We start from the raw sequence: 16,114 nt of genomic DNA on the forward strand, positions 1-16,114 counted from the left end.
CCGATTCAGACTCTTTTATAATGTCAGCATATTTCATAAACAAATATACGACTTTTTATTTCTAATTTAGTATTACATATTATTACAAATACTATTTATTGGAATGTTTGTTTGGTCATTGTTGTAGTTGGAGAAAATTGTAATCAAGAGGACGAGTACTATAAGCAGGCGATACGGTCCGGAAATGCCTGGTGTTAGTTGTAGTTTGATACATCAGAACTAACTTCGCTGTGATCCAGAGACGATTTAAAAGAAAGATTAATTTAGGAAGGAAGTCAGGTAGTTTTTATTTCTTACCTGCTTAAAATTGGAAATCCTTTCAAAGACCCTGATTCCATGATTTCCAAACAGCGCAAATAATCAAGATATAGGTGGTACTGTTTTGCATAAAAAGGTGAAACAGATCTATCTGATAAATCGTTTAATGGGAGAAATAGAGTTGTCACTTTTCTGGAATACCTTGCAAACTCTGCAAGCTTAAATTGTAAGTACTTTCCACACATATGCTCACCACCGACTTCCTCCAAATCTCCGACCTGCTCACTCCCGAACAACGCCTGATCGCGCAAAGCGTAAAGGAGTTTACGGAAAAAGAAATCAAACCTGTTATTGAAGACTTTGCACAACGGGCGGCATTTCCTGTTCATCTGGTCAGGAAATTCGGAGAGATGGGTGTTTTTGGTCCTACGATTCCGGCAGAATATGGGGGAGGAGGATTGGATTATATCAGTTACGGCTTGATGTGTCAGGAAATTGAGAGGGGAGATTCGGGCATGAGGTCAACTGTGTCGGTACAGGGCTCACTGGTCATGTGGCCTATTTTTGCATTTGGCACTGAAGAGCAGAAACTGAAGTATTTGCCTCAACTTGCCAGCGGAGCTTTGTTGGGATGCTTCGGGCTCACTGAGCCGGACTATGGCTCCAATCCCGCAGGAATGGCATCCCGACTCGCTAAAACAGAAGGTGGTTATATTCTGTCTGGATCTAAAATATGGATTTCTAATGCTCCTTATGCGGATATCGCTGTGGTTTGGGCCCGCAATGATGAGGGGAAGGTGCAGGGTATAATCGTTGAACGTGGTATGGATGGTTTTTCTACACCGGAAATTCACAGGAAATGGTCACTTCGGGCGAGTGCCACCGGTGAGCTTGTATTTGACAATGTATTTATTCCTGAAGAGAATCTGTTTCCTGGCGGTGTGGGCATGAAGGCGCCGCTGCAGTGCCTGGATAAGGCGCGGTTCGGTATTGCCTGGGGAGCGATAGGTGCTGCGCTGGATTGTTATGAAACGGCGGTCAGGTATGCTTCGGAACGTATACAATTTGATAAACCGATTGCTGCATTCCAGCTTACTCAAAAGAAACTGGCAGAAATGCTCACTGAAATTACCAAGGCTCAATTATTGGCATGGCGGCTTGGAACGCTTATGAATGAAGGTAGGGCGACAGCAGCTCAAATCTCCATGGCCAAACGAAATAATGTAGCTATGGCGCTGAATGTGGCCAGGGAGTCAAGACAAATTCTCGGAGCCATGGGTATATCCGGAGATTACCCCATCATGAGGCACATGACGAATCTGGAGTCTGTGATAACCTACGAAGGAACACACGATATTCACTTACTTATTCTGGGAGCAGAGATAACAGGAATGCAGGCGTTTAAGTAGCCATTAGCTGTTAGCCTTTAGCTAATAGCAGCGATTATTGGTGCATTACTGCTGATTTATCTCATTTTGAATGATAGCAATAAGCTAAAAGCTTATTGCTAACAGCTAGTGCTTATTAGTGCATTGCTGCTGCTTACCTCGTTCTAAACGAAACGATAATCAGAAGCTAAGGGCTCATTGCTAACAGCCAACAGTGATCATTGGTGCATTACTGCTACTTTATCTCATTTTGAACGATTATCAGAAGCTAAAGGCTCACAGCTCACAGCTATTAGTTCCCCCTTATGGCTCATTGCCATCAGCTAATAGCTCCTTTTGCATTTCCCTGCTCGTTTGCCGCGATCCGTCGTGTGACCAACCTGGTGCTTTGAAGACATACTTCAGTTTTGTCATGAAGCTGGTAGGCTGTGCGAAATCTTTACCGATTTCCCTCCATTCATGGAAAATAGTATGTCCCAAATCTGTTTCTTTCAAACTGCTCGTAAGGCCATATCGTGTGGGAATCCTATCCATTTCTTCCTGAAAGGTGCCGAATAGCCTGTCCCAGACAATCAGGCACATGCCCATATTTTTATCCAGATACTCAACATTACTGGCATGGTGCACCCGGTGGTGCGATGGCGTAACCAGAATATATTCCAGAAAGCCCAGTTTGCCCACATGCTCGGTGTGTACGATGATCCCGTAAATCTGAGTAATGGAGTACATGATCACAATATCCGCAGGATTAAAACCGAGCAAAACCAACGGGATGAAATACACAAACCGGTACAAAGGCTGAAATACCGAAGAACGGAAGCCAGTAGTCAGATTGAAATGCTCAGAAGAATGATGCGTCACATGCACTGCCCAGAAAAGTCTGCAATGGTGATCCACATAATGCAAAGTGTAAAAGGCAAGATCTTCTAACAGGAAAAGTGCAGTCCAGTATACATAAGGATTGGCAACAGGCTCTACGATACGGTAATTAAAAAGCCAGATCAGCAAGCTTACGTATACCACACGGAAAACAAGATCAATACCGCCGTTCAGTAACATGAGTGCGGCGTTGGTAAGCGTATCTTTGATATGATAACTTTTCCTCTCCGAACGATTGGTCAGGAAAATTTCAAGTGCGATGAGGATCAGATAAAAAGGCGTTGAAATCTTTAGAATAAAATCCTCAAATTCATAGGTGCCCGACATAGGATAATTTGAATTTTAGACAAAGATAAAAAGGAAGGAAACCGTTTAGTTTGCAAGAGTAACTTTTAAGGAATTTTTAATCGGCTATTCTTGATTTTTAAAGTTTAATCATTTGTCAATATGAAGACAATCAATCGATTGTAAACCCCCATGGCGAGTCTGGCTTTATTTTTTTGGTTATTTAATCATTTTCTTGAGTGCTTTCCTGAGTGCCTCATTTTTGTATTTTTTCTGCAGAATGACCGGGGCGGCAATACGCTCGCGGCAATCAAAAAGAGAACATCTCTCACATGTCTGATTCACTGTGCGTGCGGGTATCGCAGGATCATTCAGGAAGTGGATCTTCCCACGGGTTGCTTCGTCAAGATACATACCCATCGAAACGCTCACGTTTAAATTGTGAGTAGTGTTCATAGGTTGAGCGAAACTGATTACAAGATAATCGTCTTTGGAGTCCAGGTAGGTCGATTTTTGTGCTTTGCAGAGTATCTTGTCTGGTTCATGGTGCTCCTGTTCCGCAAGTTCATTCAGGATTGTGAGGGCCACCCAGCGCCTGCAATAATGCTCATCACGGACGGTGTGCGGATAATGCTTTCTTGAAATATGCATTTCCTTGGTCATATCGAACAGATTCTGTCCGGCAAAATTGTTGAAGCGCGAGAAAAAGATCTGGTTAATACCAAAGTAACGCGGGAGGACATTACTTACTCTGTAAAAGAAGGATTCAGGAGTTGTATTAAACTCAGAAACCAAACCGATTAGTTTCTCTGGCTGCCATTCGGGTGACTGGAAAAATGCAGCCAGTTTCGGAACCAGTAAATTTCTTTTAATAATGACGGCGCTGGCAAAATAGGAAGCCTTGAAGTTATTCAACAGCTGTTCGAAGGTTTCGGCTTCCACCAGTGCAGTCGTATGCAACCGGTTTTTGAGGTTCAGATAATGGTAACCAATTTCTCGCCCGTATATAAATAAGCGTTGCACAGAACTCAGATTGTGATTAAGCAGCAACCGGTTCCCTTGTGGATTAGGTATGGTAAGTGAGCGTACAGTACTGAACTCGGGATTTGCTTTTTCGTTGATATATTCAATCTGATAACCATAACGATTGGTGAGAATATCTTCCAGAAATGCTTCATCAATCAGTTTTTCCTCCGGCACTTCACACTCTTTCAGGAATTGCTCTGCTTCCAGCTCAATATCCTCGAAATAATTGTCGTGCATTTCCTGGTATGTTCTCAGTGCCGAGAAATAGAATTTCTCAATAGACATGTTATAGTTTCGGGCAATCTCAATAAGCGTTCCTACAAATGCACTGATTTTAGCGGGAGCATCTGACAATATTTCCAGAAGATTGGCAGGATCAATTCCGAAGAGTTCGAGCGGGAGTTCGGTTAAAATATTTGAGCTGAGCAGCTCGGATATGGGTTCAAGTCTTTTGCTGAGTTTGAGAGACACCAATGTGTCGTACTCCACATTCATAGCTGACGCCAAAGCCAAAATCTTATCCGACTTGGGATATTTTTTCCCTTTTTCTATTTCATTGATATAGGATACCGATAAACCTGATTTCTGAGACAGTTCGCTGAGAGAGAGTCCTTTGTCAAGTCGAAGTTGTTTGAGTTTTAGTCCAAAAACAAGCTTTACATTATCGGTATTTATAGCCACAAAAATTGAGGAAAGTTGAGTTGATACTGTAAGTTATTTAAAATCTGTACCTGGCAAGTTATATAAATCCATACAAAGACCGAAATTTAGGCTGTCCTGCTCTTTTGGAAAAAAATAAAGGCGAAGTGGAAATGATCCATTTCGCCTTTAGCGCTTAATTTCATTATTCTTAGAAAATCGCGAGTCCGAGAGTAGCCTGGAAAAGGTTTCCTTTTTTTCCGAACTGAGAAGCCGTTGTGGCGTTGTCAAACTTCACTTTTACTACGTCTGTGAAGTTACCTTCGTAGCGTACATCCAGGCTCAATCTTCCAAAGTCAAGTCCCACACCTGCCTGGTAACCATAAGCCAGACGGTTGTTGATCTCAGCACCTGAATTATCTCCGGTAACATCATCAAACGAGTCTCTGATTTTACCATTGTTAGACATACGCAAAGATGCCATTGGACCTACGTTGATACGCAGAAGTTTGGCAATTCTGAAACCGAAAAGCACGGGAACATCAAGGTTTGAAAACCGCACATCCACTTTTCCGTCTGAGTTTTGTACGCCGTCCTTGTATACATTGAAGCGTCCTCCTTTTTGCGATAAGAGGAATTCCGGCTGGATATAGACGTTGCGGCCAAAACGGAAAAATACCCCTCCCGCAAAACCTAGTGAACGATTGTCGTTGTCTTTGAAATTGAATGCATCACCGCCACTGCCGAGCGAGAGGTCATTACTACCATTGATATTGGACAAGTTTGCTCCTGCCTTGATACCAAAGCGGAAAGCAGGATCGTATTGAGCAGATGCGCTGTGAGCGATGATCAGAGCACAAAAGGCAAACAGTAATTTTTTCATAGCATGTAGTTGATAAAAAATTTTAAAAATTGTAGTTGCAAAGACAGATTAAAATCCCGTGCCAGAGAAAAGAAATATTCTAGGAAATCTCTGAAGGCCATTTTGTGTAACCAAACGTAAAGTCTTTTTATCTATTGTGGTGTTTTACAGCACTGAATACAATCAAATCAACTATTTTTGCGGGCAATTTCGGGCGGAGGTAATTTTTTCTGCTTTGGAATTTAAAGATTTAACAATCTGTATTTTAATACATTACAATATTTTAAGGAACAAATAGCATCATCATGAGCGAGTATAGTCACAGGGACATTGAGAAGAAATGGCAGGACTTTTGGGAGAAAAATGGTATTTATCATGTTGATAACAATGCCCAACTTCCCAAATATTACGTGCTGGATATGTTTCCGTACCCTTCAGGTGCAGGGTTGCACGTGGGCCATCCTCTGGGCTATATTGCTTCCGACATCTACTCCAGATACAAGCGGCTGAAAGGGTTCAATGTATTGCATCCTATGGGATTCGACAGCTTTGGTTTGCCGGCAGAGCAATACGCGATTCAGACAGGTCAGCATCCAGCTATCACGACTGAGCAAAATATCACCCGGTATATCGAGCAGTTGAAAAATCTGGGTTTGAGCTATGACTGGAGCCGTGAAGTACGCACTTCTGATCCGTCGTATTACAAATGGACGCAGTGGATTTTTATGGAATTGTTCAACAGCTGGTATAACAACGACACCCGGCAGGCCGAATCCATAGAAACACTTACGGCGATATTTGCAAAAGAAGGAAATCAGCAGGTAAATGCTGCCTGCGATGAAGACATAACAGCATTTTCAGCAGAAGAATGGAATAGCTGGTCGGAAGAAAGTCAATATAAAATGACATTGAAATACCGGCTCACCTACGTGGCGGATGCTACTGTAAACTGGTGCCCGGCTTTGGGATCCGTATTGTCTAACGACGAGGTAAAAGATGGAGTAAGTGAAAGAGGAGGTTTTCCTGTTATTCAGAAACTGATGCGTCAGTGGATGATGCGCATTACTGCCTATTCTCAAAGATTGCTTGACGGGCTTGACAATATCGACTGGACTGACTCATTGAAAGAACAACAACGCAACTGGATCGGAAGATCGGTAGGAGCGTTGGTGAAGTTTGCGTTGGACGGCAAAGAGCATGGGGCAGAGGGCATAGGGCAGGAAGCTGTAGAAGATTCCCATGCCCAATCCCCTAATCCCCATGCCAGTTATATAGAGGTGTTCACGACCCGTGTTGATACGATCTACGGGGTGACATTTATGGTGATTGCACCGGAGCATGAGTTGGTAGATGTGATTACCACACCCGAGCAGCGTGCGGAAATTGATGCCTATATCGACATGACCAAAAAACGCTCTGAGCGAGACAGAATGTCGGATGTGAAGACAGTTTCAGGTGCATTTACGGGTGCGTACGTGTTAAATCCATTGAGCGGAGAGAAAGTGCCTGTTTATATTGCTGACTATGTATTGGCAGGATACGGAACAGGTGCGGTAATGGCGGTACCATCGGGCGACCAGCGTGACTGGAATTTTGCTACCCATTTCGGTTTGCCAATTATACCTATTCTGGATGCACAGAAAGATGTTGAAACACAGGCAGATGCTACCAAAGAAGGGAAATATATCAATTCAGGTATTATTGATGGTCTGGATTTCAAACAGGCTACACAAACACTGGTGCAGTGGCTGGAAGAGCGCGGTGTAGGAAAAGGAAAAGTGAATTACCGTTTGCGCGATGCGGTATTTGGCCGTCAGCGTTATTGGGGCGAGCCGGTTCCTGTATATTATAAAAATGATAGTACCGGACAGCCGTTGCCTTACTTACTGGAGGAATCAGAATTGCCTTTGAACCTGCCGGAAGTGGACAAGTATTTGCCAACTGAAAGCGGAGAGCCACCTTTGGGACGTGCACAAGGCTGGGAGCATGGTTCCGGCAACCAATATGAGCTGAGCACAATGCCGGGCTGGGCTGGAAGCAGCTGGTACTGGTACCGCTACATGGATCCAAAAAATAAAGAAGAGTTTGCATCTCAGGAGGCAATCGGTTATTGGAAAGATGTGGACTTATACATCGGTGGAACTGAGCATGCCACAGGTCACTTGCTATATAGCCGTTTTTGGAATAAATTTTTGAAAGACAGAGGGTTTGTGCCGGAAGAAGAACCTTTCAAAAAACTGATTAACCAGGGCATGATTCAGGGGCGCAGTAACTTTGTTTACCGCGTGAAAAGTGATAATTACAGCAAACCTGTCTTCGTCAGCGCTGGGTTGAAAGGTGATTATGATGTAACTCCGCTGCACGTGGATGTCAATATCGTGGAGAATGATGTGCTGGATGTTGAGAAATTCAAAGCCTCGCGCAAGGATATAGCGGGAGATCAGGCAGAGTTCATTTTGGAAGATGGCAAGTATGTGTGCGGATGGGAAGTGGAGAAAATGTCGAAATCCAAGTTCAATGTTGTCAATCCGGACGATATCGTAACCCGCTACGGAGCCGATACACTACGTCTGTATGAAATGTTCCTTGGACCTTTGGAGCAGGCAAAACCCTGGAATACCAATGGGATTGACGGAACATACCGTTTTATCCGGAAATTCTGGAGATTGTTCTACAATGATTTGGGACAATGGGTTGTGAAGGATATTCCTGCTAAGCCGGAAGAACTGAAAACGCTTCACAAAACGATTAAGAAGATTGAAGAAGATATTGAAAACTTCTCTTTCAATACAGCAGTAAGTGCGTTTATGGTGTGTGTGAATGAACTGAGCAGTGCTAAATGTGCAAGCAAAGAAATTTTGCAGGAACTTGTTATCCTGCTTTCTCCTTATGCTCCTCACATCGCGGAAGAACTGTGGTTCGCTTTAGGAAATGAAGAAGGAAAAGTTTCAAAAGCAGCCTTCCCGGTTTTCAATCCTCAGCATATTGTTGAAGATACTTTCGAATACCCGGTTCAAATCAATGGTAAAGTGAGGATCTCATTGCCATTTGCATTGGATACTCCTGCTGCTGATATCGAAAAAGAGGTATTGGCGAATGAAGTGGTGCAAAAATGGATGGAAGGTAAAACGCCTAAGAAAGTAATCGTAGTACCAAAGCGAATTGTTAACGTCGTACTCTGATAGGTTCTTAATTTCAGGAGAAGAGGATAATAGGTTCAGACCGGCTATCCTCTTTTTGTTTTTCCGGCGATATTATTCAAAAAAAAACCTGCCGGTTGGTGTGAGCCGTCCTGACAGGTTTAACGATAGTGTGTAAAAGTGTGAACCTTAAAACAAGTTTGATGATGAAGTGATTAAGAGCTTATAATGTGTGCATTTTGCGTTTTGCGTAATTTATAGACACGGAAAGGGTTAGTTGGTCACATAATCGCGGGAAAAAAATGGTAAAATTCCTGAGTCAGGGTATTTTTATTTTGTATGTGCCTGACAGATAGATGGAAAGAATATATGATTTGTGCAGATATCATGAGTTGAATACGAATTGTTATAGATTAGCATCATTTTTGAAGCACCCGAACCTTTAACCGCTGAACTATCATTGGAACTGATGGTCCTAAACGAATCTGATATCGAACTGTGGGAGCTGTTTGCCTCCGGAAGCCAGGCTGCATTCAGCAGGCTTTACGACAGATATGCGGATATGTTATATGCATTTGGCCTTCGTTATACATCAGATAAGGAAATGGTAAAGGATTGTATTCACGATCTTTTTATTGACCTTCATCATTACAGAGATGGTCTGGCCAGGGAAGTGAATGTGCGTTATTACCTTCTGAAAAGCTTCAAAAGAAAACTTCACACTGCGAGCAAAAAGGCGGCTATCTTCAGCCTGAATGAGTGGGATTTGGATGATAAGGTGGTATCCGGCATTTCGTTCAGTGCCGAGCAGGAGATTATCAGCGATGAAAGGCAGCGCGAAATGCTGCAAACCCTTGCTCAGGAAATCAACAAACTTCCCGAAAGACAAAAAGAAATCCTCTATTTGAAATTCACGCATAATCTGGATTACGAAGAAATCGCCTCCATGATGCAAATTTCGGTGCCTACTTGCAGAACTTTTGTATATCGTGCCATCAAGGAACTTCGTGGTAAGCTGGAGGTTAGTGCTATCTTGCTGATTTTGTGGGCATGTTAGAGTTGTTATCTTCTTTTTATTAAAAAAAATCATTTTAGAAGTCTATATTTTGTCATCTTTCTTCTCTTTCAGGAAAACATAGTTTCCAATGAAAGACGAAGATCACGACAGACTGCCCAATGATGGAGATAATCCGGATCAATCAGGTCCTGACAGTAAAACTCTCCATAACGCCAGACTCTTTTTTAAATCTCTCCCTCAGGAAAAATTAACGGTTGCTGAAAAAGATCAACTCTGGAATCGTATTGTCGGATATGTTCATATTGAAGACGATTCCAGTGAAAGACGCTCCGTCAGGACAATTTTCTGGTATCGGATTGCCGCCGTCCTGGCTATTTTTCTCTCTGTAGGAATAGGTTACAGGGTGTTGAAATATACTGCTGGTAATCCTATGAAGCAGGCTGCCGAAATAGCTTCTGTTGAATCTTCAGAGACAAAACTCATGCTGGCAGATTCCCGGACGATCAATTTAAAGGGTGAAAATTCTGATGTTGTTTATCAGCATGAAGTGATCAGAATTGACTCATCCACGGTTGAGAAAAATGTGAGTCCGGCTCAGAAGTATGGTCTGAATACATTGGTTGTGCCTTATGGTAAAAGATCAACCATAACATTGACCGACGGTACAAAAATCTGGCTGAATTCAGGTTCCAGACTTGTTTATCCATCCGAATTTGAAAAAGGGAAACGGGAAGTATATCTCGACGGTCAGGCTTACTTTTCCGTGGCCCATGATATCACACGACCCTTTTATGTCCAGACCAGTAGCATGGATATCAAAGTGTTGGGAACTGAATTTGATATAAGCGCTTATGGTGATGATAAGAAAATATCTGCTGTATTGACAAAAGGAAGTATAGAACTACTTACTGCCAAAGATTCATTTTGGGGAGGTGAAAAAAGCAGAATGGTACCCGGCACCCGCGCGGTATATGATGGAGTATCCAAACGCGCACAAATTGCCAAAGTGAATGTAGACCAATATATCTCCTGGAAAGACGGATACCTGATAGCCAATCGCGAACCGTTGTATGAAGTTTTCAAAAAGCTCTCCCGGTACTACAATTACGACATGGTCCTCAATGACAAGGAACTTGGCATGGAAACATTTTCAGGCACACTGGATCTTCAGGACGATATAGATCAAATGGTTATAGTCCTTACGGATGCTACATCATTACAATACCACAAATCGGAAAGGAGGTTCATATTCGAGAAGAAAGATACAGCATCTGAATAAAAAAACGGAAGACGCGGCAACGTCTTCCGTTAGAGTACACTTGCCGGCAAGCAAGTGATTTTTAAACAATTGTGTTCAACAAAAGTCCATTCAAATTTATGAAAAAATTTGACCACTCAGGGTATTGCCCTTTGGGAGAATTCCACCCACAAAAATTAATCAGGATTATGAAATTGACAGTGGTGCTGTTATGGATAGGGATGATGGGCGTACATGCCACCGGATATTCCCAGAAGGGAAGAATGAGCGTTAGAATTAAGAACGGCAATTTAATTACACTTTTTAACCAGATTCGCGAAAACACGGATTACAGAATTTTTTACAAAGATAACCTGCTTGATAAAGCTGCTGAACTGAAAGTAAATCTGGACCTGGAAAATGTAAAAGTTACCCGTGCTCTGGACGAAGCATTTAAAGGAAGCCGGCTCGATTACAAAATCAATGGCAGGCAGATCGCCATCGTGGAAAGAGAACAGGAAAAGCAGAATGCCCGAATCCTACCGGAGAAAGCAGTCCTTGTAGAGCATAAGAATATCCTGCTCATAGAAATTACAGGGGTGGTGAAGGACCAAAAAGGAGTAGCATTACCCGGCGCTACTGTAACAATCAAAGGGTCGACGAAAGGAACGACGACAGATGCAAATGGTGTATTTAAGCTCAATGCTGAAAAAGGTGAAGTGCTTGTGTTTTCATTTATTGGCTATTTAGGCAAAGAGGAGATTGTAGGAGAAAAAACCAGCTATGAAATAGAACTGGCTGAGGACGCAGCAGGATTGGAGGAATTGGTCATTGTAGGTTTTGGTACACAAAGGAAAATCACTACGATCGGGGCACAGTCGACGATCTCAGTTGCAGATCTTAAGCAACCCGTTCGGAATTTAACAACTGTATTGGCAGGTCGCATTTCAGGTGTTATTTCGGTACAACGAAGCGGAGAGCCTGGTTATGACAATGCATCCCTTTGGGTTCGCGGTGTATCTACGTTTACCGGAACAAGTCCGCTCGTATTGGTGGATGGTGTACAGCGCGATTTTGCGAACATCAATCCGGAGGATATCGAAAGTTTTTCAATACTTAAGGATGCGTCAGCAACGGCTGTATATGGAGTGAGAGGGGCCAATGGGGTCATTCTTATTAACACTAAAAGAGGAAAAGCCGGTCCACCCCAAATTAATGTGGGTTTGAGCCAGGGAGTTACTTCCTTTACCAGATTGCCCAAGTTTGTAGATGGTGCCACCTACATGGAAATGGTGAATGAGGCGAAGTCTACAAGGGGAAATCCTGTATCTTATTCGCAGGAAGCGATTGATAAAACCAGAAGTGGAGAGGATCCATATTTGTATCCCAATGTCAACTGGTTTGATGAGATTTTTAATAAGTATGGAAAGAACAGCCGGGTCAATTTCAACATTACAGGCGGCTCTGAGAATGCGGATTACTATATTTCAACGTCTTATTTCAGTGAAGCAGGTTTGTTTAAAACAGACGGATTGGCCAATTACAATTCTGCTATAAAAACGGACAGGTATAATTTCACTTCCAATGTAAACCTGAATCTGACCAAAACTACAAAGCTAAGCCTGGGTATACAGGGGTATATCATGAACGGCAATTTTCCCGGAACCGGTACCAATGATATCTTCGGATCGGCTATGCAGGCTCCGCCCGTGATTTATCCCGTCAAATATCCGGATGGGAAAATTGCAGGTCTTCAGGCGGGTTCTTCCGTTCAAAATCCTTATGATCAGCTCACGCAATCTGGATACGTGTCTGAGTGGCGCAACCAGCTTTTGTCGAATATCCGGGTTAATCAGGATCTGGGGTTCTGGCTGAAAGGACTAAGCTTTACATCCATGTTTTCGTTCGATGCTTATAATCAACACACTTTAAGGAGAACCAAAACTTCGGATAACTGGCTGGCAACAGGAAGAAATGAAGCGGGAGACCTGGTATACAATCAAACAAGAATCGGGAGTGAATATCTGGGGTATTCCAGAACCAATAGCGGTGATCGGCAATTTTATACGGAAAGTGCTCTTAATTATAACAGAAACTGGGAAAAACACGGATTGGGTTTGATGTTACTTTACAATCAAACGGACAAGGTGCCGGGTTTTGCGGATGATTTTATTCTCTCACTTCCGTTCCGTAACAGAGGTGTGGCTGGTCGGGGTACGTATTCTTTTGCGGATCGTTATTTGATGGAATTCAATTTTGGTTATAACGGATCTGAGAATTTTGAGCCATCCAGACGATATGGTTTTTTCCCATCCATAGGTTTGGGGTGGGTCGCTTCCGAGGAAAAATTCTTTAAACCACTTGCCAACACATTTCAGTTGTTGAAGTTCAGGTTCTCTCACGGTCAGTCGGGTAACAGTAACATCGACCCTAATAACAGCAGGCGGTTTGGTTTTATCTCCACGGTGAATAATAACAGTTCGTATACATTTGGTAAATCCTATGATGATAAGCTGGATGGCCTTGATATCGCCGAATACGCAGCAAGTGTGAGCTGGGAGGTTTCAACCAAAACAAACCTCGGGCTTGACCTGCGTATGCTGAATAATGGCTTGTATGTACAATTGGATTATTTCAAAGAACACAGAGACGGTATATTTCTTCGCAGGTCGTCATTGCCGGCGACATTGGGTTTGAGAAATAATCCGTACGGGAATTTGGGGATTACAGAAAACAAAGGTCTGGATGGAACAATTGAATACAACAAGCGGATCGGTAAGTTGGATTTAGGACTGCGGGGTACTTTTACATACGCAAAAAACAAAGTAATACAGGATGATTTGCCACCGTGGAAATATCCATGGCTGGAAAGAAAAGGGCAGAAGATAGGACAGCGCTTTGGCCTTATCGCAGACGGACTGTTTGAATCAGAAGAGGAAATTAAGGCGCATGCTACACAGGTAGGCAAGGTATTGCCAGGAGATGTGAAGTTCAGGGACATCAACGGCGATGGCAAGATTGATGCTTTTGATGAGATGCCTATCGGCTTTGGTTCAATTCCTGAAATTGTATACGGATTCGGATTGACGCTGGGATACAAAAACTTTTCGCTTGCTACCTTCTTTCAGGGGATAGGAAATGTTGATATTCTTTTGGGAGGAGAAGGGTTTGTTCCCTTCCAGCAAGGGGGAAACCGTGGCAATCTTCTATCGCAGATCACCGACAGATGGACTCCTGAAAATCCAAATCAGAATGCTTTTTATCCGCGTCTCACTTTTGGAGATGAAAATATGAACTACAGAACAAGCTCTCGTTGGGTACAGAATGGCCGTTATCTGAGATTGAAAAATCTGGAGCTTGCCTACAAATTTCCTTCAAACTGGTTTAAAGCGATTGGTGTGAAAAATTCGAGAATTTATCTGCTTGGATATAATGTGCTTACATTCAGTAAGTTCGATTTGTGGGATGTGGAGTTGGGGGATGGAAGAGGAGCGAGATATCCCAATCTCACCAGCTACAACGTGGGTATTGATTTCAATTTCTGACCAATGAAACAATCATTAATGATGAAAAAAGTAATATTTACTCTCTTGCTTATTGCAAGCTTATCTTCATGCAGTGAAGATTTTCTTAATCAGGTTCCCGACGACAGGCTCACGATAGATCAGGTTTTTCAGCGTCGTACCGAAACAGAACGTTATCTGTATGGAGCATATTCCTACGTAAGGGATGAGGCAAATCAGTGGGAAGCGAATCCATGGACGGGTATGTCTGACGAAGCAGATATGACTTGGGCGAGAAATGGTTTCAATACCTATTTTGCAAATATTGGCAGTTGGGACGCTACCTCTAATTTCTACAATTTCTGGACTCATTATTACCAGGGAATTCGTACAGCAACCTATTTTATGCAACGGGTAGGAGAAAACGCCGAGATTCTCAGGTTGCCGGAAGGAAAGCAGCTCATTACGCAATACACAGCTGAAGCCAGAGCGTTGAGGGCGTATTACTATTTTTGCCTGCTTCGTCAATATGGTCCGGTGGTGATCCTGTCCGGAGATGAGGTGATTCCTCCTGACCAACCCCTGCAAGACTTGCAGATTGCAAGAAGTTCTTTTGATGAATGTGTCAGCTATATTGTTTCCGAGTTGGACAAAGCTGGAAACGATCTGCCTGAATGGTATGGACAGGATCGGGAGTATGGCAGAATGACCAAAACATTTACAAGTGCGGTTAAAGCCAGATTGCTTCTATACGCTGCGAGTCCCTTGTACAATGGCAACACAGAACTTGCCGGCATGAGCAATGCTGATGGCAAAAAGTTGATCAGTCAGCAGTATGATGCTACAAAATGGAAACAGGCGGCTGATGCTTCAAAAGCAATTATAGACCTGAATCGCTTTTCGCTATTTAAGCAGAATAATTCAGCAGGCGTCTTTGATCCTTATTTGTCTTGTCAAAATATACTACTTACACCATGGAACAGCGAAATCATATTTGCAAGAGTTGATAACAATCTGCAAGATTGGGAACGCCACGCTGCTCCGCGTTTTGGAGGCGGATGGAGCGGTATTGGAGTGACACAAAATCAGGTGGACGCCTACCACATGGCAAATGGTAAAAATATTAAGGAAGCTGGCTCAGGATACGTAGAAGAAGGATTTTCCACTGCTGATGATAAATATACCAAAGCTGGTACTTACAATATGTGGACTAAGCGTGAACCCCGGTTTTATGTTTCTGTGGTTTATAATGGAAGTCAGTGGATGAACACTTCAGACGGTGTAAAAACTGTCGAGTTATTTAATACCGGCAACACCGGCAAAGCAGGGTCTTATGATCATTCGGCTACGGGTTATCTGGTTAGGAAAAATGTGGATCCGAATTCTAATCCACGTATCAACCGTTATTCCCGTCGTCCGTTGGTTATGTTCAGATTGGGAGAGTTCTATCTCAATTATGCGGAAGCGCTGAATGAAATTGAGCCAACTAATCCTGATATTTTGAAGTATGTCAATCTGATCAGGGAAAGAGCGGGTATTCCGGGCCTGGCTGCCGGACTGACGCAGGCACAAATGAGAGAAGAAATCCGCAATGAACGTCAGGTGGAGCTTGCATTTGAATACCAAAGGTACTTTGATACCCGTCGCTGGAAAATCGCAGAACAGACTGACGCAGGACCATTTTATGGCATGAATGTAGACGGAGGAAAAAGTGTGAACGATCCGGAATTCTATCAGCGAAAGGTTTTTGAAACACGTGTTTTCAAGAAAGCCTATTACTTTTTCCCAATGCCGCAATCAGAGATTGACAGAAATAAAAATCTGATCCAGAACCCTGGCTGGTAGCCACTCTTAAAACAAAATCCCCACTGAACGGATA

The 16,114-nt window shown here is 43.0% G+C and carries 9 protein-coding genes; 6 read left to right on the forward strand and 3 right to left on the reverse strand.

Annotated features, from left to right (window positions below; all coding sequences use genetic code 11):
• The first annotated feature begins 503 nt into the window (after positions 1-503).
• On the forward strand, positions 504-1,667 hold the full coding sequence (locus DSL64_RS25690; RefSeq protein ID WP_115833828.1) for an acyl-CoA dehydrogenase family protein: 1,164 nt from the start codon (positions 504-506) through the stop codon (positions 1,665-1,667).
• A gap of 282 nt (positions 1,668-1,949) precedes the next feature.
• Here the strand turns inward: DSL64_RS25690 and DSL64_RS25695 are convergent, their stop codons facing one another.
• The 3 genes from DSL64_RS25695 to DSL64_RS25705 form a co-directional block, all read right to left on the reverse strand.
• Positions 1,950-2,852 (reverse strand): sterol desaturase family protein, encoded by a 903-nt coding sequence (locus DSL64_RS25695; RefSeq protein WP_115833829.1) that lies wholly within the window; start codon positions 2,850-2,852, stop codon positions 1,950-1,952.
• Positions 2,853-3,029: 177 nt separating this feature from the next.
• Positions 3,030-4,517, reverse strand: a complete 1,488-nt coding sequence (locus DSL64_RS25700; RefSeq protein WP_115833830.1) for a helix-turn-helix domain-containing protein — start codon at positions 4,515-4,517, stop codon at positions 3,030-3,032.
• A 169-nt stretch (positions 4,518-4,686) separates the two neighbouring features.
• Complete coding sequence (locus DSL64_RS25705) at positions 4,687-5,358, reverse strand: porin family protein (RefSeq protein ID WP_115833831.1); 672 nt, start codon at positions 5,356-5,358, stop codon at positions 4,687-4,689.
• A gap of 284 nt (positions 5,359-5,642) precedes the next feature.
• Between DSL64_RS25705 and leuS the strand changes: the two genes are divergently transcribed.
• The 5 genes from leuS to DSL64_RS25730 all read left to right on the forward strand — a co-directional run bounded on the left by leuS (position 5,643) and on the right by DSL64_RS25730 (position 16,080).
• On the forward strand, positions 5,643-8,519 hold the full coding sequence (gene leuS, locus DSL64_RS25710) for a leucine--tRNA ligase (RefSeq protein ID WP_115833832.1): 2,877 nt from the start codon (positions 5,643-5,645) through the stop codon (positions 8,517-8,519).
• A 427-nt stretch (positions 8,520-8,946) separates the two neighbouring features.
• Positions 8,947-9,534 carry an RNA polymerase sigma factor gene (locus DSL64_RS25715; protein ID WP_147300420.1) on the forward strand — a complete coding sequence of 196 codons (588 nt, stop codon included), beginning with the start codon at positions 8,947-8,949 and terminating at the stop codon, positions 9,532-9,534.
• An 88-nt stretch (positions 9,535-9,622) separates the two neighbouring features.
• Positions 9,623-10,774, forward strand: coding sequence for a FecR family protein (locus DSL64_RS25720; RefSeq protein ID WP_115833834.1), 1,152 nt, complete (start codon positions 9,623-9,625; stop codon positions 10,772-10,774).
• Between the two features lie 167 nt (positions 10,775-10,941).
• Complete coding sequence (locus DSL64_RS25725; RefSeq protein ID WP_199539503.1) at positions 10,942-14,277, forward strand: TonB-dependent receptor; 3,336 nt, start codon at positions 10,942-10,944, stop codon at positions 14,275-14,277.
• Positions 14,278-14,280: 3 nt separating this feature from the next.
• Positions 14,281-16,080 carry a RagB/SusD family nutrient uptake outer membrane protein gene (locus DSL64_RS25730; RefSeq protein ID WP_115833836.1) on the forward strand — a complete coding sequence of 600 codons (1,800 nt, stop codon included), beginning with the start codon at positions 14,281-14,283 and terminating at the stop codon, positions 16,078-16,080.
• Positions 16,081-16,114: the final 34 nt, after the last annotated feature.

The sequence above is a fragment of the Dyadobacter luteus genome, from assembly GCF_003383615.1.
In the GTDB taxonomy this organism is placed as follows: domain Bacteria; phylum Bacteroidota; class Bacteroidia; order Cytophagales; family Spirosomataceae; genus Dyadobacter; species Dyadobacter luteus.

What these genes read in the sequence shown, in the direction of transcription:
- DSL64_RS25730 (WP_115833836.1), top strand. Translation starts at nt 14,281, where the DNA reads ATGAAACAATCATTAATGATGAAAAAAGTAATATTTACTCTCTTGCTT.
- DSL64_RS25720 (WP_115833834.1), top strand. Translation starts at nt 9,623, where the DNA reads ATGAAAGACGAAGATCACGACAGACTGCCCAATGATGGAGATAATCCG.
- DSL64_RS25715 (WP_147300420.1), top strand. Translation starts at nt 8,947, where the DNA reads ATGGTCCTAAACGAATCTGATATCGAACTGTGGGAGCTGTTTGCCTCC.
- leuS (WP_115833832.1), top strand. Translation starts at nt 5,643, where the DNA reads ATGAGCGAGTATAGTCACAGGGACATTGAGAAGAAATGGCAGGACTTT.
- DSL64_RS25705 (WP_115833831.1), bottom strand. Translation starts at nt 5,358, where the DNA reads ATGAAAAAATTACTGTTTGCCTTTTGTGCTCTGATCATCGCTCACAGC.
- DSL64_RS25695 (WP_115833829.1), bottom strand. Translation starts at nt 2,852, where the DNA reads ATGTCGGGCACCTATGAATTTGAGGATTTTATTCTAAAGATTTCAACG.
- DSL64_RS25725 (WP_199539503.1), top strand. Translation starts at nt 10,942, where the DNA reads ATGAAATTGACAGTGGTGCTGTTATGGATAGGGATGATGGGCGTACAT.
- DSL64_RS25690 (WP_115833828.1), top strand. Translation starts at nt 504, where the DNA reads ATGCTCACCACCGACTTCCTCCAAATCTCCGACCTGCTCACTCCCGAA.